Below are 19,081 nucleotides of genomic sequence, written 5' to 3' on the forward strand. Positions count from 1 at the left end.
TGGCTTGCGATCCTGCTTGAGAAACTTGAAACGGGTGGCGCAAGGCCACCCGTGCTGTCTCGCCGATCAGCGAGAAAGGGCTTGGACGAACGGATGCGCTTCGTTGTCCGCTGCAACGACGATGGCCGCACTGCGAATGGTGTTGACCGTCTCCACGCAGTGGCGAGCATCCTCGATGCCATAACCACGCCCAGCCAGGATTTCCTCGTAGCTGGTGGTGTGCAGGTCAGTGAAGCCTTCGGAGAACTCCATTTCCTCTCCGTTGACGGTAATCGAACGGTAAGTTGGCTTCTTGCCCTTTACCGATTCCGGCAGATCGTTGGCGTCGACCGACAGGAACCAGCGTACACGTGCTTTCTCGTACTCCAGGTAACCGGCCGCCTTGTGTTCGGAAGTGAAGTGCACAACGTTGCGCTGCAACTTGCCAAAGATGAAGTGCAGCATGTCGTAGAAGTGCACGCCAATGTTGGTGGCTACGCCGAAGGACTTGCGTGGGTCACCTTTCCAGCTTTGCAGGTACCACTTGCCACGGGAAGTAATGTAGGTCAGATCGACTTCGTACTTGTGCGGGTTGTTCTCGCGGGCAACCTTGTCCTTCAAGGCAATGATTGCCTGGTGATGGCGCAGCTGCAGGATGTTGAACAGGCGCTTACCGGTTTCCTGCTCGATCAGTGCCAACTGGTCCAACTGCTGCGGGGTCGGCACTAACGGTTTTTCGCAGATCACGTCACAGCCCAGGCGCAGACCGGCGGCAATGTGCGGTTGGTGCAGGTAGTTGGGCGAGCAGATCGACACGTAATCCAAGGCGTTCGCTGGGTCGCGCTTGAGGCTGTGAGCGTGATCAAGGAAGAACTCGAACTCGGTAAAGAATTCGCTTTGCGGTGAAATGCTGTCGATGATGCCTACCGAGTCATTGATATCGTAGGCGGAGACCAGGCGGTTGCCGGTATCTTTAATGGCGCGCATATGCCGAGGGGCGATATAGCCAGCGGCGCCGATGAGAGCAAAGTTTTTCATGAGGCTTCCTTTGAAAACGAAGGAATCCGCCTTGCCCTGGGGCACAGGCGGATCGACGGGCGAGCGACGCTGATCAGGCTTTGATGATGTGCGTGGCCGGGATGCGGTATTTACCACGACTGTCAATGATCAGCCTGGCCTTGGACTCGATCAACGCATAGTCGAACTTGTCATGGTCGGTCGCCAGGACGACTGCATCGAAGCTTGCCAGGTTCTCGGCAGTCAGCGGCTCGCTGTCCAGTTCGAAGTGATGCTCGCGCATTTTCGGGAATTGCGGCACATGTGGGTCGCTGTACGCGACGATACCGCCCTTGGCCTCGATGAGTTCCATGATCTCCACGGAGGGCGATTCACGCATGTCGTCGACGTTTTTCTTGTAGGCAATGCCCAATACCAGGATGCGGCTGCCCTTGAGCGCCTTGCCCGATTCGTTCAAGCCATCCATCAGCTTGTTCAACACGTACTCAGGCATCGCCTGGTTGACTTCGCCAGACAGCTCAATGAAACGGGTGTGCAGGCCATATTCGCGTGCCTTCCAAGTCAGGTAAAAAGGGTCAATTGGAATGCAGTGGCCACCCAGGCCCGGACCTGGGTAGTAAGGGGTGAAACCGAAAGGCTTGGTTGCCGCGGCATCGACCACTTCGAAGATGTCAATACCCATGCGGTCGGCGACGATCTTCATTTCGTTGACTAGGCCGATGTTCACCGCACGATGGATGTTTTCCAGCAACTTGGTCATCTCGGCAGCTTTGGTGGAGCTGACCTGTACAACCTGGTCAATGGCTTGCTCGTACAGCGCAACACCGACTTCCAGGCATTTTGGCGTGTGGCCACCGATGACCTTTGGAATGGTACGGGTTTCGAAGTTCGGATTGCCCGGGTCTTCGCGCTCTGGCGAGTAGACCAGGAAGATGTCCTCACCGACTTCTAAGCCACCTTCCTGCACGCGTGGCAGCAGTTCTTCTTCGGTGGTGCCTGGGTAGGTGGTGCTTTCCAGCGAAACCACCTGGCCTGCACGCAGGTTCGGCTTGAGTGCATCGGTGGTATTGATCACGAAGCTCATGTCCGGCTCGCGATACTTGTTCAGCGGCGTCGGCACACACAGAATCAGCGCGTCACACTCGCTGGCACGCTTGAAATCGACGGTGGCCTCAAAACCCGACTCACGCGCCTTGGCGATGCTGGCAGCCGGAATATGCTCGATGTAGCTCTGACCAACATTCAGTTTTTCGACCTTGGCTTGATCGATATCGATACCTAGGACATTAAAACCAATGGCATTGTAACGCAGCATCAGGGGCAAACCGACGTAACCGAGACCAACGATACCAATCAAAGCCTGCCGACTTTTGAACTTTTCAATCACCGCATTCATATCTGTCATGCTTTCCAACTCACCTTGATTTACCTGCCCGTTTCCACGACTGCATAACGGGTAATTGAACCTTCACCGATTCATTCGTCAGTCGAGTGAATCCATTCCGCAGCAACACGCAGCCACCGCGACATCGAGAAAAGGCGCTCGTCCATTTTGCCAGAGGGCTGCCTGGCGGCTGCCAAAACTGAAAGGGGCCACAATCATAGGGGGTTCGGCTTCGGCGATCCATCAAAGTTTTCCAGAGCGACTGAGCGCCCGAAAGGTTTTCAAAACGATATCGTTCGCTCTTGGAACCCTAAGGCTGAACTTCCGCCAGCCGGCACCGTTGACCTGTGCCAGCTCCAATGCTGGAACGCGCTGGGCGGAGCCCTGGATCTCCAGCAGTTCCCACCGTAGCAAACGACCCATTAGCCTCCCGATACGCCACGATCGCTTCTAACCTGGCCTGTCAATGCAATTAAGCTTTTTTGCAAGGTCAGCGCATCGGCCGTGTCAACATCAAAGGCGAGGTTCTCACGCTCCATATCGAAGCCTGTGTTGAGCTCAGGCCGCCTATACACCGACTGCACCGCGCTACTGGATAACGTTTACATCCCAAGTTTGCGAGGGCACCCTCGCAACGCTGCCGATGATTGCTGGCCGATAAAGGCGATAACGCCGAAACGTTGCGGCGCCATTGCGACCGCTATCGGATGCAGCCGCTCATCCCGCTGCGTGCGATGAAGCGCAATCCCAAGTCTGCTTACCCAGACTGTTTGATCGCCCCAAATACCGACAGCGCAACATCATTGAGCGCATGTTTGGCTTGTTGAAGGAGAACCACCGCATCGTTACGCGCGTCGACAAGCTCGCTAAAAGTTATGCGCGATGGTCTCACTGGCTTGTGCCATTCGGTGTTTGAGACAGTACTTTTCGTACAGTGCCGGATCGTCACTTTTTCATGATTGGTTATCCCAATACTCTGGTCTGGTTTCGGGTAGTCGAATACACAGCTAGCGCCGCCGGAACAAGCAAATATGTGAAATATTTACCAGCTACGAGTAAAAGAATCGCAGTAAGCAGAAGTGATAGAGCAACGTGCGTGTCGTGATACGACCTGCGCTTCAGCACCTTGGCAATTGACATGGCAGTTGGCGCAGACAGTATCGATATAAAGAAGATGGCACCGAGAATGCCTGTTTCCTGCCACACCGACATTATATTATGGATATACCCGCCTTCTTCATATTGTCCATATGCGCCGATGATGGGGCTGTTGAATATTTTATCCAACCCTTCTCTCGCCATGCGGTCACGCTCATTGCTGGAATTGTCGCTATTTAGGTTGGCAAGAGCGGTTATCCGACTTTCAGGCAGCTTGACCGAGCCAGTGACAATCGCAACAAATGAAATTGTAATTACTATGGAGGCCACGATTATTGGCGTTGACTTGTTCCTGTAGCTCAAAAACTCCAGTACCCCAAGGAAGAATAGATATCCGGCAAACTCACTTCTGGCGGAGTTAAGGTAAAGACAGATAAGCGAGACGGAGTGAACAATGTATCGTAGCTTTCTACTATCAATGGTTTTTGCCAGGAATACGCTAGTTATCATGTAGCATAATGCAAAAGTCTGGTAGCTGGGAATTGCGCCTACGTCATCGGCTGTTTCCCTCAGTGAGAACCTGCCGTCGACCGTCACTGTCATTATACACAGTGACGCCAGCAACCAACCAATAGCTATAACAGAGGAGATTTTATCACTGTTAGTGAAAGCGCGTTTGCATAGTAAAAAAACCGCCACGCTTTGGGCTATAGAAACCAAATGCCATGACATTAACGACTTGTCTGAAGACTGCGCGCCATGCCAAAATACGATCATAGCAAAGAACAATAAAAACAAAAAAAATGATAGGTCAGTAATCTGAAGCCTTCCGGTCTTCAATGCATCGTATGCATAGCTCGGCAGAGCTAATAGCAAAGAAACAATGCACATCAACCCAAAATAACCGGAGCTGATAGGTGGAATTAAGTGCTTGGAAACCGCAACGTAATACAGGATTGTTCCCGGAAAAGTTATAGCAAACAGCATGGTGGATATTCGTATAGCCATATGTGACCTTTCAATAGCGTCCTGCATTATCTGACGATTGTAACCTAAATCTGCTTGCCCCCACAGCTCGCAACCTAGGCTCTGTACGAAATGAGATGTCGCAAACACCTCGTGGAACAAGCCAGCGAGAACATGGCAGGATAGCTTTTCGCGAGCTTGACAAAACGCGTCACGATTCGGCGATTCTCTTTCAACCATCCAAACATGGATGAAAAGATCGGAGACCACATCCCAGGCCTCGTCCGAGAGCTCATAACGCTTTGCCATCACAGAATTACTTTCCACTCATGGCGGGTGACTCTACAAAATCTCAGCGTTCGAAGGGCGGTGATGGGTTTCTTAAGATTTCGTACAGAGCCCAATGCAATCCCAACAGCTGGGTAACATGCAAAGTGGTAGACGCTGACAGGCCTGAATGACGGCTTCAGACAAGCGTCGCGTCATCTGGAAATAGCGATCAAGCTAGCTGACGGCCCTCATCCACTTACCACAAGCCCCACACCCAACTCGCCCAAGCTCGACGCTGAGCTGCACCGCTCGCGCAAGAATGGGCAGATTACGGATGACCCGCTGGCAGTATTCATGAATAGTTGAACTAGGCCCTTGACAGCCGCCGCAAGTGGGAAAACGGGTGAGCTGAGGGATCAGATCAATCTGCAGGCCATCGCCATCAAGCTTGATCGTGACAATAGAAAACCCCTTCAAAAAGGGAGGAAAGTACTAAATCGCACATAAGGATGCCTGCTTGCTAGATGTGTTGCTCGCACGAACATCATCAATCAAATCGGCGCTGCCATGTTTCCCCGGATTCCGTGAAAACCCAAAAATACAGCTGCTCGACGACTATCGTCGAAACAGCAATATACCGTTACAGATCACTCTTTACGCCATTGACTCACTGCTCTTTGCTTCGATTTATAACAATTCGAATCAAGGCCATGCCCCCCCCTAACAAGCCCCCCATAATAACACCCAACAATAAAATCAAAATTTTTCTTGGCTTAATTGGGCTTTGCGGCACCTCAACGCTACCGTCTTGCCTATAAACCGAAATGCTTTCTGGATCAATATTCAATTTACGATAGAAACTGTAGCGCATTTGGAGCGAACGCAAATCCGATATGAAGGCATCGTCAGAAGCCCTCGACTCCAGCGCCTTCACTTCCGCAGCCAGGGCTTTGCTGCCTCGCTGGTAATCCATTTTATTGCCAGTTTCTACCGTTATATCAACAGCCGCCGTAGAGTTTATACTCGGGCTGGTGAGACCAATTGCCTCCGCGATCTTCAACGCTTCGCGCAACTGCTGAATCCGATCCTCACGTATTCGCTGCGCAGTCTCGCGCAAACCGACAATACGCTGCTCCAGATTACGCGCTCTTACCGCAGCCTCAGCCGTAACGTTCTTGATCAGCTCTGATTCAGCCGCTTCACTGGCGCGCGCCACATAAGCCTTCGCCCACTCCGTGGCTCGAACGGGGTCTCCACCCTGGACCGTTACCGAATAGCGGTCCGGCGTATCTTTACCAGGGCCCTTTATCACGAGCTCTCGGGAGAAACGCTCATACAAACGGTCAAGCGCGCCCTTACGCTGGGACTCATCAAGTGAAGGAAGATAAACCTCATTGAAGAATGTCTGACGAAGAGACTCACCCTGTAGATTTCGGGCAAATACGTCATAGACATGTTTGATGGAATAAGGATCCAGCTCTGTGCTTTTCCCTCGGCCATAGTTCAACTCAGCAATACCGTTCTGAGTAGGAGGCATGATAAAAAGCTGGGCTTGATAAACCGGCTTGCTGAGGTATGCATAAGCCGCTGCACCCGCGGTAACCAGCAAGGTGACCGCAAGGATCAACCACTTTTGCCCCCAGAGCCCGCGCGCTAGTGCGATCAGATCGATCTCATCGACGCCCTGGGTTTCAATACGATTATTGGGCATGGGTGATCCCGCCTCCCTTTTTTGGCATTGCCTCTACAGACACATCGAACTCACTAAAAGGCAAGACGGGCACAGCGATAGACTGAATCAAGTTAAATTTGAACAAAACGCACCCAAAGTCAGAAAAAATTGTTGGCCGTGATCCTTACACCAAGAGACTACTGGGCTCACATATCCATTATTTCGGCCGTCTACGCATTCCCAAGAACCACGCGAGCGACGGCCCGACTATCATACCAGCGAGAAGCGCCAGGATCACGAAAACCGAGACGGGAAGCTGAGGAGCTGACCAGCCCAGAAACAGGAGTGCGACCGGCTGGTTGTTTTCCAGTACAAACAGGACGATAGCCGAGGCCACAAGCAGCGCCAGTACGACAAGGGCCAAGCGCTTAAAGTTCCGCATGAAAACTCCTTAGATTAGGTGCTGCGTCAGAGCTCATCCCCCTCCTCCTCATTCACACGATCCCTGAGCTCTTTGCCCGGCTTGAAATGAGGGACAAACTTTCCATCAAGACTGACGGACTGACCGGTCTTGGGATTGCGCCCAACCCGCGGGGCACGGTAATGCAGGGAAAAGCTGCCAAAACCACGGATTTCAATACGATCCCCCGTCGCCAGGCACTGGGACATTTGTTCAAGCATGGTCTTGATGGCCAGTTCCACATCCTTGGATGAGAGTAGCCCTTGATGGGTGACAATTCGTTCGATCAACTCCGACTTCGTCATATTTTTCCCTTCTTTTTCAAGCAGCTAGGAAAATCGCTTGAAAAGGTTTTAGCATGACCGGAGGGATTTGAACAGCCCAAGTATTGACATTCTTCTTTGCTCCCCTATCGCTTCTTTCATGCAGACGGGGAGATTTTCTAAAGCTAGCGACAGATAACCAGCATCGTGCGAGTCAGATAGCCAGCCGGATTGAAACCAAAGGGATACTGATCATCATCCTTCGCGTCGTCAGATCGGGTAATGACCTTGTAGCCTGCGCCCTTGCACTCTCTTGCGGCTCTCTTATGGCACTTCTCCCAGCCAGAGCCCAACCCTGAGCAGTCGACCTCGATACCGCTGACACCACGCACTGCGTGGGTCTTGGCACTTGTGGTGCAAGCTGCCAATGCCAATATTGCGAATATCAGGATGAGTCTGTTCATTCATCTCCTTAAATATCCATCACTCGACTGGGTGGCGCCTGATCTGACGCTATCGCGAGCAAGCTCGCTCCAACATTACTCCAAGAAAACCAGGACATCTGTGGTCCAACCTTGATAGATGGCTGATCCGCTTAAAGAAGAGACAGCCAGGCTGCAGGATTGGTTTCACAGCGAGACCAGACAGCGCATCTGGAACGAGCAAAGTCTGGCTTTCCCGAATCGCACCCACAAAAAAGGGCGACCGAAGTCGCCCTTTTTCATGGTCTGACAGAACTCAGTTCTGTTTTTCCATTTGTGCACGCAGCAGGTCACCCAGAGTGGTAGGACCAGCAGCAATATCAGCGGCTGGCTTGTCGCGCAGGCTCTGGATTGCTTCTTTCTCTTCAGCATCGTCTTTCGACTTGATGGAGAGCTGGATTACGCGGCTCTTGCGGTCAACGCTGATGATCTTGGCTTCTACTTCTTCGCCTTCTTTCAGAACGTTGCGCGCGTCTTCAACGCGGTCACGGCTGATTTCGGAGGCTTTCAGAGTCGCTTCGATATCGTCGGCCAAGGTGATGATGGCGCCTTTGGCGTCAACTTCTTTCACGATGCCCTTAACGATTGCGCCTTTGTCGTTCTCTTGAACGTACTCGGAGAACGGATCGCTTTCCAGTTGCTTGATACCCAGGGAGATACGCTCGCGCTCTGGGTCAACCGACAGGATAACGGTGTCCAGCTCGTCGCCCTTCTTGAAACGGCGTACGGCTTCTTCGCCCACTTCGTTCCAGGAGATGTCGGACAGGTGAACCAGGCCGTCGATGCCGCCATCCAGACCAATGAAGATACCGAAATCGGTGATCGACTTGATGGTGCCGGAGATTTTATCGCCCTTGTTGAACTGGCCAGAGAAGTCTTCCCATGGGTTGGACTTGCACTGCTTGATGCCAAGGGAGATACGACGACGCTCTTCGTCGATGTCCAGAACCATGACTTCCACTTCGTCGCCGACTTGTACGACTTTCGAAGGGTGGATGTTCTTGTTGGTCCAGTCCATTTCGGAAACGTGTACCAGGCCTTCAACGCCTTCTTCCAGCTCAGCGAAGCAGCCGTAGTCGGTAAGGTTGGTAACACGAGCGGTGACGCGGGTGCCTTCTGGGTAACGGGCTTTGATAGCAACCCATGGATCTTCACCCAGTTGCTTGAGGCCCAGGGAAACACGATTGCGCTCGCGATCGTACTTCAGAACCTTGACATCGATCTCGTCGCCAACGTTGACGATTTCCGAAGGATGCTTGATACGCTTCCAGGCCATGTCGGTGATGTGCAGCAGGCCATCGACGCCACCCAGATCGACGAATGCGCCGTAATCAGTGAGGTTCTTGACGATACCCTTGACCTGCTGGCCTTCCTGCAGCGATTCCAGCAGAGCTTCACGCTCGGCGGAGTTCTCGGCTTCCAGGACACTGCGACGGGAAACGACAACGTTGTTGCGCTTCTGGTCCAGCTTGATGACCTTGAATTCCAGCTCTTTGCCTTCCAGGTGCGTGGTGTCGCGCACTGGACGGACGTCAACCAGGGAACCTGGCAGGAACGCACGGATGCCGTTAACGTCGACAGTGAAGCCGCCTTTAACCTTACCGTTGATAACGCCCTTGACCACTTCCTCAGCTGCGAAGGCCGCTTCCAGAACGATCCAGCATTCAGCGCGCTTGGCTTTTTCACGGGACAGCTTGGTTTCACCAAAGCCATCTTCAACCGAGTCCAGCGCAACGTGAACTTCGTCACCGACGTTGATGTTCAGTTCGCCAGCGTCGTTGTAGAACTGCTCAAGCGGGATCAGCGCTTCAGACTTCAGACCAGCGTGAACGGTTACCCAGCGAGCCTGGTAATCGATATCAACGATAACGCCGGTGATGATGGAGCCTGCCTGAAGGTTCAGGGTTTTCAAGCTTTCTTCAAAGAGTTCCGCAAAGCTTTCGCTCATTTTAATTCCTGTTGATTAGGGCGAAGTAAACGCCCATCTCCACACCCCAGACGATGTGGGTTAGTTTCATATAAAAGAAGCGCCGCAGGACTATGACTGGTCCCCTGCGGAGCCTCCTGTCACCCGGCGATATCGCGAATGGCGATCTCGCTCATGATGCGTTGCAGCACCTGATCGATGGACAACTCCGTTGAATCCAGCTGTATCGCGTCGGCCGCCGGCTTTAGCGGGGCTACTGCGCGCTGGGTATCACGCTCGTCGCGTGCACGGATCTCATCTAGCAGACTCGACAGACTAACATCCTCGCCTTTGCCCTTCAACTGCAAATATCGGCGACGCGCCCTCTCCTCGGCGCTGGCGGTGAGGAAAATCTTCAACGGCGCGTCAGGAAAGACCACCGTGCCCATGTCGCGACCATCAGCCACCAGCCCCGGCGGCTCCTGGAAAGCGCGCTGACGTTGCAGCAACGCTTCGCGTACCGCCGGCAGCGCAGCGACCTGGGAGGCCCCGGCGCCCACGCTTTCGGTACGGATGACATCACTGACTTCATCACCCTCTAGGATAATGCGCTGGAGCTGACCGTCGGTCGCCGCAATGAACTGTACGTCCAGGTGAGCCGCCAGCGCCTTGAGCAACTCCTCGTTGGTCAGGTCGACGCCATGGTTGGCGGCGGCGAACGCCAGCAGACGGTACAAGGCACCCGAATCGAGCAGGTTCCAGCCCAACTGCCTGGCCAGGATCCCGGCGACGGTGCCCTTGCCCGAACCGCTTGGGCCATCGATGGTGATGACCGGTGCCTTGATGTTCACGACTGCGCCTCTTGTGCTACTCGAATACCGACCTGCGCGCACAGCGCCAGGAAGTTCGGGAACGACGTGGCGACGTTGGCGCAATCATGGATGCGAATCGGCGCGCTGGCGCGCAAAGACGCAACACTGAAGGCCATGGCGATGCGGTGATCACCGTGACCATGGACTTCGCCGCCGCCAATCTGGCCGCCATCGATGATGATGCCGTCCGGCGTCGGCTGGCACTTGACGCCCAAGGTGAGCAAGCCATCAGCCATCACCTGGATGCGATCCGACTCCTTGACCCGCAGCTCTTCGGCACCAGTCAGCACGGTGCGCCCTTGCGCACAGGCGGCCGCCACGAACAGCACCGGGAACTCGTCGATGGCCAGCGGAACCAGCGCCTCCGGAATCTCGATACCCTTGAGTTTAGCTGCTCGTACGTGCAGGTCCGCTACGGGTTCGCCGCCGACTTCACGCTGGTTCTCCAGCGTAATGTCAGCGCCCATCAGGCGCAGGATGTCGATCACGCCGGTACGGGTCGGGTTGATGCCGACGTGCTCAAGCACCAGGTCGGAACCTTCCGCGATGGAGGCGGCCACCAGGAAGAACGCCGACGACGAGATGTCGCCCGGCACTTCGATGTGGGTCGCGGTCAGCTTACTACCGGACTCGACGGATGCTGTGGCGCCATCCACCGTCACCGGGTAGCCGAAGCCGCGCAGCATGCGCTCGGTGTGGTCGCGGGTCGGGGCCGGCTCGGTGACGGTGGTCTTGCCCTCGGCGTAGAGACCGGCCAGCAGCAGGCAGGATTTCACCTGGGCGCTGGCCATCGGCATGGTGTAGGTCAGGCCCTTGAGCTTGTTGCCACCGCGAATGGTCATCGGCGGACGACCGTCGGCGGCAGTCTCGATGACCGCACCCATTTCCCGCAACGGGTTGGCGACGCGGTTCATCGGGCGCTTGGACAGCGAGGCGTCGCCGGTCAGGGTGCTGTCGAAGTCCTGCGCAGCCAACAAGCCGGACAACAGACGCATCGAAGTCCCGGAGTTACCCAGGTAGATCGGCCCCGGGGCAGGCTTGAGACCATGCAGGCCGACACCATGGATGGTCACGCGACCGTGATGCGGACCTTCGATGACCACCCCCATGTCGCGAAACGCTTGCAGCGTCGCCAGAGCATCTTCGCCCTCAAGGAAGCCTTCCACTTCGGTCACGCCTTCGGCCAGGGAGCCGAGCATGATCGAACGGTGGGAAATCGATTTATCGCCCGGTACACGAATACGCCCACTCAGGGAGCCACCAGGTTGTGCCAGGAAAATCAGATCGTTGGAGTTCATAGCGTCCACATAGGCCCGACGGGCCAGGATTTTACTGAAATGCTCGCGGGCCACCCTGGCGCGTGTGAAAACGCCCAGCAATTGGTGCCCGTCCCCTGCATCGACCGCGTCGCGCAAGGCGTCGAGGTCGCTGCGAAATGTATCGAGTGTGCGCAAGACAGCTTCGCGGTTGGCGAGGAAGATGTCGTGCCACATGACCGGGTCGCTTCCGGCGATTCTCGTGAAATCGCGGAAACCGCCGGCAGCGTAACGGAAGATCTCAAGATTTTCATTGCGTTTGGCCAATGAGTCCACCAGGCCGAACGCCAACAGGTGCGGCAAATGGCTAGTGGCGGCCAATACTTCATCGTGACGCCCGACCTGCATGTGCTCGACATCGGCGCCCAGTTCACGCCACAAACGATCCACCACCGCCAGCGCGGCTGGATCCGTCTGGTCCAGCGGCGTGAGGATCACTTTGTGACGACGAAACAGTTCGGCGTTGGAGGCTTCCACCCCGCTCTGCTCGGAACCGGCAATCGGATGACCAGGCACGAAGCGCGCCGGCATCCCGCCGAAGGCCTCGGTGGCGGCGCGCACGACGTTGCCCTTGGCGCTGCCGACATCGGTCAGGATCGCCTGCCCCAAATTCATGCCCGCCAGGCGGGCCAGCAGTTTTTCCATGGCCAGGATCGGCACCGCCAGCTGGATCACGTCCGCGCCCTGGCAAGCGATCGCCAGGTCGTCCTCGCAGCGATCGACCACACCCAGCTCCACGGCCAGCTTGCGCGACTGCGGATCCAGGTCGACACCGACCACCTCGCGACACAGGCCGCTTTCACGCAAGCCCTTGGCGAACGAACCGCCGATCAGCCCCAGGCCGACCACCACCAGGCGACCGATCATAGGGGCTGCAGGTTGCAGCGAAGTGACATCAACCACGAACCAGGACCTTGCTCAACGCCTCGAGGAAACGGCTGTTTTCCGCCGGCAAGCCGATGGTGACGCGCAAATGGTTCGGCATGCCGTAATTGGCCACCGGACGCACGATCACACCTTCGCGCAACAGCCCCTGGTACACCGGCGCGGCGATACGCCCCAGGTCGATGCAGATGAAATTGCCTTTGGATGGAATCCAGCCCAGGCCCAGCTCACGCAGCCCTGCCTCCAACTGCTGCATGCCGGCCGCGTTGAGGCGACGGCTTTCAGCCAGGTAGGCTTCATCCTGCAAGGCCGCACAGGCGGCGGCCAGGGCAAAGCTGTTGACGTTGAATGGCTGACGCACGCGGTTCAGCACATCGGCCACCACGGCGGTGGACAGGCCGTAGCCGACCCGCAGCGAGGCCAGGCCATAGGCTTTGGAGAAGGTGCGCGAAACCAGCAGGTTCGGGTAGGCCGCGAGGAAATCCAGGCCATCGGGCAAATCGCTGCCTTCGGCGTATTCGATGTAAGCCTCGTCCAACACCACCAGCACGTGCGCGGGCACGTCCTGGAGGAAGTCATCCAAGGCCTGGGCATCGAACCAGGTGCCGGTCGGGTTGTTCGGGTTGGCAATGAAAACCACGCGGGTGTTGGCGTCGATGGCGGCCAGCATGGCTGGCAGGTCGTGCCCCCAGTCCTTGGCGGGAACCACACGGGCATCCGCGCCGACGGCCTGGGTCGCGATCGGGTAGACCGCGAACGCGTGCTCGCTGAACACCGCGTTGAGACCTGGCGCCAGGTAGGCACGAGCGACCAGCTCAAGGATGTCGTTGGAACCATTGCCCAGCGTCACTTGGTTCAGCTCGACACCACAGCGCTCGGCCAGCAGGCTCTTGAGTGCAAAGCCATTGCCATCGGGGTAACGGGTCAGCTCGGCCAGTTCGTCGCGGATCGCCGCCAGTGCCTTGGGGCTCGCGCCCAACGGGTTTTCGTTGCTCGCCAACTTGACGATGCTGGCCGGATCCAGGTCCAGCTCGCGGGCCAGTTCGTCCACGGGCTTGCCCGGAACGTAAGGCGAGAGTTGTTGCACGCCTGGCTGAGCCAGAGCGAGGAAGTTGCCACTCATTTGCTATCCGCCCTTAAAGAACTGCTTTGGGGTAGGAACCCAGCACCTTGAGTGCCACTGCTTCCTGACTGATTTTCTCCAGCACACCTTTTACCAGCGGATCGCGGTGATGGCCGACGAAATCGATGAAGAACACGTAGGTCCATTTACCGCTGCGCGACGGACGGGTCTCGATCCGCGTCAGGTCGATACCGTTGTCATGGAACGGCACCAGCAGTTCATGGAGCGCGCCGGGCTTGTTACTCATGGAAACGATGATCGAGGTCTTGTCGTCGCCGGTAGGCGGGACTTCCTGGCTGCCGATCATCAGAAATCGCGTGGAGTTGTCCGGGCGATCCTCGATTTTTTCCGCCAGGCGCGTCAGCCCATAGAGGCCGGCCGCCATATCGCCAGCAATCGCCGCCGAGTTCCACTCGCCCTTGACCCGCTTGGCCGCCTCGGCGTTGCTCGATACTGCCACGCGCTCGACGTTCGGATAGTGGGCGTCCAGCCACTTGCGGCACTGGGCCAGCGACTGGGCGTGGGAATAGATCCGACTGATGCTGTCGGTCTTGGTGTTCTCGCCCACCAGCAGGTGGTGGTGGATGCGCAATTCGACTTCGCCGCAGATCACCATGTCGTGCTCGAGGAAGCTGTCCAGCGTGTGGTTGACCGCGCCTTCGGTGGAGTTCTCCACCGGCACCACGCCAAAATTCACCGCGCCGGCGGCCACTTCACGGAACACTTCGTCAATGGCCGCCATCGGCTTGCTGATCACGGCGTGACCAAAGTGCTTCATGGCCGCCGCCTGGGTGAAGGTACCTTCCGGGCCCAGGTAAGCGACTTTCAGCGGTTGCTCGAGCGCCAGGCACGAAGACATGATTTCGCGGAACAGACGCGCCATCTCTTCGTTGCCCAGCGGCCCCTTGTTGCGCTCCATCACACGCTTGAGCACCTGCGCTTCACGCTCGGGGCGATAGAACACCGGCACTTCGCCTTCGGCCAGGGAGGCCATCTTCACCCGGGCGACTTCCTGGGCGCAGCGCGCGCGCTCGCTGATCAGCTCCAGGACCTTTTCGTCCAGGGCATCGATACGCAGGCGCAGCGCCTTGAGTTCTTGCTCAGACATCAGCCATGTTCCTTCTCGAACTCTGCCATGTAGGCGATCAACGCATTGACGGCGTTGATGTCGACGGCGTTGTAGATGGAGGCGCGCATGCCACCGACCGAACGGTGACCCTTGAGGTTCAGCAGGCCACGTTCGTCGGCACCGGCCAGGAATGGTTTGTCGAGACGGTCATCGGCTAGGCGGAACGGCACGTTCATCCACGAGCGATCGGTCTTGTTGATCGGGTTGCTATAGAGGCCGCTGGCGTCGATGAAGTCATACAACGTGCGCTGCTTCACTTCGTTGAGCTTGCCGATGGCTTCGACACCGCCCTGCTCTTTCAGCCATTCGAACACCAGGCCCGACAGGTACCAGGCCAGGGTCGGCGGGGTGTTGTACATCGAGCCGTTGTCGGCCGCGACCTTGTAGTTGAGCATGGTCGGGCACAGGGAGCGGGCACGCCCCAGCAGGTCTTCACGAATGATGCTGACCAGGATGCCGCTTGGGCCGATATTCTTCTGGGCACCCGCGTAGATCATGCCGAAACGGGAAATATCCACAGGGCGCGAGAGAATGTCCGAGGACATGTCGGCCACCAATGGCACGTCGCCCGTTTCCGGGATCCAGTTGAATTCCAGGCCACCGATGGTTTCGTTCGGTGCGTAGTGAACGTAGGCCGCGTCCTTGGACAGGTTCCACTCGTTCTGACCGGGAATCGCGAAATAGTCGTAGGGCTTGGCGGTGGCGGCCACGTTGACGTGACCGTAGCGCGAAGCTTCTTCGATGGCTTTCTGCGACCAGATGCCGGTGTCGATGTAGTCGGCCTTGCCGCTTTCCGGCAGCAGGTTCAGCGGGATCTGGGCGAACTGCTGGCTCGCGCCGCCTTGCAGGAACAGCACCTTGTAGTTGGACGGGATGTTCAGCAGATCACGCAGGTCCTGCTCGGCCTTGGTGGCAATGGACACGAACTCATCGCTGCGATGGCTCATTTCCATGACCGACAGGCCCTTGCCGTGCCAGTCGAGAAGTTCACCCTGGGCACGCTTCAGGACCGCCTCAGGAAGCGCCGCCGGGCCGGCACAGAAGTTATAGGCTCTCTTGCTCACATCCAATCTCGCTCTGATCTGGTGGTCACTTAAATCTTGATTCAAACCCATCTTCCCCAGTGGGAGCGGGCTTGCTCGCGAATGCGGTGTGTCAGTCGACATCTCATTAACTGATCTACCGCATTCGCGAGCAAGCCCGCTCCCACAAGGAGAAATGCGCAGTGTCGCAAATTTTCAAAAGGGACAAACAACAAGGGGGCGAATCTTCATCCGCCCCCTGCGTGCCCGCTTAGTCCTGCGGTTCTTCTTCGTCTGCGGCAGCGTCGAGCGGTTGGTCGCCGACAGCGTCGTCGACATCGGCCCCGAGGGTGCCGTCGAACGCAACGCCTTCCTCGCCTTCCAACTCCTCGCCTTCAACCTCCGACGGTTCCTGGACCCGCTCAAGCCCGACCAGCGTTTCGTCGCTGGCCAGCTTGATCAGCGTCACGCCCTGGGTGTTACGACCCAGGCTCGACACTTCGGCGACCCGCGTGCGCACCAGGGTGCCCTGGTCGGAGATCAGCATGATCTCCTCGCCATCGAGCACCTGGACCGCACCGACCAGACGACCGTTACGCTCGTTGCTGACCATGGCGATCACGCCCTGGCCGCCACGCTTGTACTCTGGGAACTCGCTGATGGCCGTGCGCTTGCCATAACCACGGGCCGAAGCGGTGAGGATCTGGCTGCCTTCTTCAGGGATCAGCATGGAAATCAGCTTCTGGCCTTCCGGCAGGCGCATGCCGCGCACACCGCGAGCGGTACGGCCCATGGCGCGAACGTCGGACTCCTTGAAGCGAGTGACCTTGCCGCCGTCGGAGAACAGCATGACTTCACGCTCGCCGTCGGTGATGGCAGCGGAGATCAGCACGTCACCCTCGTCCAGCTCCAGGGCGATCAGACCGACGCTGCGCTGACGGCTGAAAGACTCCAGCGGGGTCTTCTTCACGGTTCCGTTGGCGGTGGCCATGAAGATGTAGTGACCCTCGGTGTACTCCTCCACCGGTAACATGGTGGTGATGTATTCACCATCGTCCAGCGGCAACAGGTTGACCAGCGGACGGCCGCGAGCGGCACGGGATGCTTCCGGGATTTCGTAGGTCTTGAGCCAGTAAACCTTGCCCTTGCTGGAGAACAGCAGCAGCGTGGTGTGGCTGTTGGCGACCAGCAGGTGAGCGATGTAGTCCTCGTCCTTGACGCCAGTCGCGGACTTGCCCTTGCCGCCGCGACGCTGGGCCTGGTACGCGGCCAGCGGCTGGGTCTTGGCGTAGCCGCCGTGGGAAATGGTCACCACGCGCTCTTCTTCCGGGATCATGTCACCCAGGGTCAGGTCCAGGCGCGCATCGAGGATCTCGGTGCGGCGCACGTCGCCGTATTCGGCGCGGATCACTTCCAGTTCTTCGCGGATCACTTCCATCAGGCGCGTAGCGCTGTTGAGGATGCGGATCAGCTCGCCGATCTGGTTGAGGATTTCCTGGTACTCGGCCAGCAGCTTTTCGTGCTCAAGGCCGGTGAGGCGGTGCAGGCGCAGTTCCAGGATGGCTTGCGCCTGTTCCGGGGACAGGAAGTACTTGCCTTCGCGCAGGCCGTATTGCGGGTCGAGGTTCTCCGGGCGGCACGAATCGGCGCCAGCGCGCTCGACCATCGCCACCACCGCGGTGGACTCCCAAGGGGTGCTGATCAGCGCTTCCTTGGCTTCCGACGGAGTTGGCGAGGCCTTGATCAAGGCGATCACTGGGTCGATGTTCGACAGGGCGACGGCCTGCCCTTCGAGAATATGGCCACGCTCGCGAGCCTTGCGCAGTTCGAACACCGTGCGGCGGGTGACCACTTCGCGACGGTGACGCACGAAGGCTTCCAGCAGGTCCTTGAGGTTCAGGATCCGCGGACGGCCGTCGATCAGCGCAACGATGTTGATGCCGAACACGCTTTGCAGCTGGGTCTGGGCGTAGAGATTGTTGAGAATCACCTCAGGCACTTCGCCACGGCGCAGCTCGATCACGACACGCATGCCGTCCTTGTCGGACTCATCGCGCAGCTCGGTGATGCCTTCGAGCTTCTTCTCTTTCACCAGCTCGGCGATCTTCTCGATCAGGCGAGCCTTGTTCAGCTGGTACGGCAGTTCGGTGATGACGATCTGCTGGCGACCGCCGACCTTGTCGATGTCTTCCACCGTCGAGCGGGCGCGCATGTAAATGCGTCCACGGCCGGTGCGGTAGGCTTCGATGATGCCGGCGCGACCGTTGATGATCGCCGCGGTCGGGAAGTCCGGACCGGGGATGTATTGCATCAGCTCATCGACGGTCAGCTCGGGATTGTCGATAAGTGCCAGGCAACCGTCGATGACTTCACCGAGGTTGTGCGGCGGGATGTTGGTCGCCATGCCCACGGCGATACCGCTGGAGCCGTTGACGAGCAGGTTCGGGATACGGGTCGGCATGACCGCCGGGATCATTTCGGTGCCGTCGTAGTTCGGCACCCAGTCCACGGTTTCCTTGTGCAGGTCGGCCAGCAGCTCGTGGGCCAGCTTGGTCATGCGCACTTCGGTGTATCGCATGGCCGCGGCGTTGTCGCCGTCCACCGAACCGAAGTTGCCCTGGCCGTCTACCAGCAGGTAGCGCAAGGAGAAGGGTTGCGCCATACGAACGATGGTGTCGTACACGGCAGTGTCGCCGTGGGGGTGATACTTACCGATCACATCGCCGACGACACGGGCGGATTTCTTGTACGGCTTGTTGAAGTCGTTGCCCAGCTCGCTCATCGCGAACAGCACGCGCCGGTGCACGGGCTTCAAGCCATCGCGCGCATCCGGCAGCGCCCGCCCGACGATTACGCTCATTGCGTAGTCGAGGTAGGACTGTTTCAGCTCGTCTTCGATATTGACCGGGAGGATTTCTTTGGCCAGTTCGCCCATGAGAAGCCTGATTCCTTTTTCTGGTGAAACCTCGTCACATCCAGATGGGACGAACGAAGCTCGCCGCTGCAGAACAAATGCCGTGCAGCGACTTACGACAAATCAACGAGTTATGCCATGGATCTGCGCAGTAAAGGCCACCTCGCGAGGCAACCCTGGAAACCGCCGGATGTTATCACAAGAGCCGCCACGCACCTATCCCCCAGATGCGCATGGTGCGTAGTTAGTTGACCGGTGACAGGCTGATAGAGGGCCAGAGAGCCTCAGAGGCGCGATGAATGAAGAAACAGAGGTCAAATGCA

The 19,081-nt window shown here is 57.5% G+C and carries 14 protein-coding genes and 2 pseudogenes; 1 reads left to right on the top strand and 15 read right to left on the bottom strand.

Annotation, left to right across the window (positions count from 1 at the left end):
• Positions 1–66: 66 nt before the first annotated feature.
• On the bottom strand, positions 67–1,017 hold the full coding sequence (wbpB, locus tag BT125_RS16145; protein ID WP_072408422.1) for a UDP-N-acetyl-2-amino-2-deoxy-D-glucuronate oxidase: 951 nt from the start codon (positions 1,015–1,017) through the stop codon (positions 67–69).
• 73 nt (positions 1,018–1,090) lie between these two features.
• Complete coding sequence (gene wbpA / locus BT125_RS16150) at positions 1,091–2,401, bottom strand: UDP-N-acetyl-D-glucosamine 6-dehydrogenase (RefSeq protein WP_072408424.1); 1,311 nt, start codon at positions 2,399–2,401, stop codon at positions 1,091–1,093.
• 567 nt (positions 2,402–2,968) lie between these two features.
• Here wbpA and BT125_RS16155 point away from each other — a divergent pair.
• Positions 2,969–3,313, top strand: a pseudogene (locus BT125_RS16155) (transposase); the annotation flags it as partial.
• Positions 3,314–3,343: 30 nt separating this feature from the next.
• On the opposite strand, the gene BT125_RS16160 reads toward BT125_RS16155, so the two are convergent.
• From BT125_RS16160 to gyrA, 13 genes and pseudogenes are all read right to left on the bottom strand, one after another.
• Positions 3,344–4,465 carry an O-antigen ligase family protein gene (locus tag BT125_RS16160; RefSeq protein ID WP_139271744.1) on the bottom strand — a complete coding sequence of 374 codons (1,122 nt, stop codon included), beginning with the start codon at positions 4,463–4,465 and terminating at the stop codon, positions 3,344–3,346.
• 95 nt (positions 4,466–4,560) lie between these two features.
• Positions 4,561–4,704: pseudogene (locus BT125_RS28860) on the bottom strand (IS5/IS1182 family transposase); the annotation flags it as partial.
• Between the two features lie 677 nt (positions 4,705–5,381).
• A complete protein-coding gene (locus BT125_RS16170) occupies positions 5,382–6,425 on the bottom strand; it encodes an LPS O-antigen chain length determinant protein WzzB (RefSeq protein ID WP_072408428.1) in 1,044 nt (347 codons plus the stop codon).
• Positions 6,426–6,603: 178 nt separating this feature from the next.
• Positions 6,604–6,828, bottom strand: coding sequence for a lipopolysaccharide assembly protein LapA domain-containing protein (locus BT125_RS16175; RefSeq protein WP_041475801.1), 225 nt, complete (start codon positions 6,826–6,828; stop codon positions 6,604–6,606).
• 26 nt (positions 6,829–6,854) lie between these two features.
• Positions 6,855–7,151: an integration host factor subunit beta gene (gene ihfB / locus BT125_RS16180; protein ID WP_003199243.1), complete on the bottom strand. Its 297-nt coding sequence runs from the start codon at positions 7,149–7,151 to the stop codon at positions 6,855–6,857.
• A 143-nt stretch (positions 7,152–7,294) separates the two neighbouring features.
• The gene (locus BT125_RS16185) at positions 7,295–7,573 is read right to left on the bottom strand and encodes a hypothetical protein (protein ID WP_072408430.1); all 279 of its coding nucleotides are present in this window, start codon (positions 7,571–7,573) and stop codon (positions 7,295–7,297) included.
• A gap of 274 nt (positions 7,574–7,847) precedes the next feature.
• Positions 7,848–9,539 (bottom strand): 30S ribosomal protein S1, encoded by a 1,692-nt coding sequence (gene rpsA / locus BT125_RS16190; RefSeq protein WP_053120388.1) that lies wholly within the window; start codon positions 9,537–9,539, stop codon positions 7,848–7,850.
• Positions 9,540–9,658: 119 nt separating this feature from the next.
• Entirely contained in the window at positions 9,659–10,348 is a 690-nt protein-coding gene (gene cmk, locus BT125_RS16195) for a (d)CMP kinase (RefSeq protein ID WP_014337227.1), read from the bottom strand.
• Complete coding sequence (locus BT125_RS16200; RefSeq protein ID WP_256573780.1) at positions 10,345–12,552, bottom strand: bifunctional prephenate dehydrogenase/3-phosphoshikimate 1-carboxyvinyltransferase; 2,208 nt, start codon at positions 12,550–12,552, stop codon at positions 10,345–10,347. The genes cmk and BT125_RS16200 overlap by 4 nt, the downstream gene beginning before the upstream one ends.
• Positions 12,553–12,580: 28 nt before the next feature.
• The gene (gene hisC, locus BT125_RS16205; protein ID WP_072408433.1) at positions 12,581–13,693 is read right to left on the bottom strand and encodes a histidinol-phosphate transaminase; all 1,113 of its coding nucleotides are present in this window, start codon (positions 13,691–13,693) and stop codon (positions 12,581–12,583) included.
• 13 nt (positions 13,694–13,706) lie between these two features.
• Positions 13,707–14,801 (bottom strand): prephenate dehydratase, encoded by a 1,095-nt coding sequence (gene pheA, locus BT125_RS16210; RefSeq protein WP_003199233.1) that lies wholly within the window; start codon positions 14,799–14,801, stop codon positions 13,707–13,709.
• Positions 14,801–15,886 (bottom strand): 3-phosphoserine/phosphohydroxythreonine transaminase, encoded by a 1,086-nt coding sequence (serC, locus tag BT125_RS16215; protein ID WP_003199231.1) that lies wholly within the window; start codon positions 15,884–15,886, stop codon positions 14,801–14,803. The genes pheA and serC overlap by 1 nt, the downstream gene beginning before the upstream one ends.
• A 229-nt stretch (positions 15,887–16,115) precedes the next feature.
• Positions 16,116–18,779: a DNA gyrase subunit A gene (gene gyrA, locus BT125_RS16220; protein WP_072408434.1), complete on the bottom strand. Its 2,664-nt coding sequence runs from the start codon at positions 18,777–18,779 to the stop codon at positions 16,116–16,118.
• Positions 18,780–19,081: the final 302 nt, after the last annotated feature.

The organism is Pseudomonas sp. NFACC04-2 (genome assembly GCF_900119265.1).
GTDB lineage: Bacteria > Pseudomonadota > Gammaproteobacteria > Pseudomonadales > Pseudomonadaceae > Aquipseudomonas > Aquipseudomonas fluorescens_AA.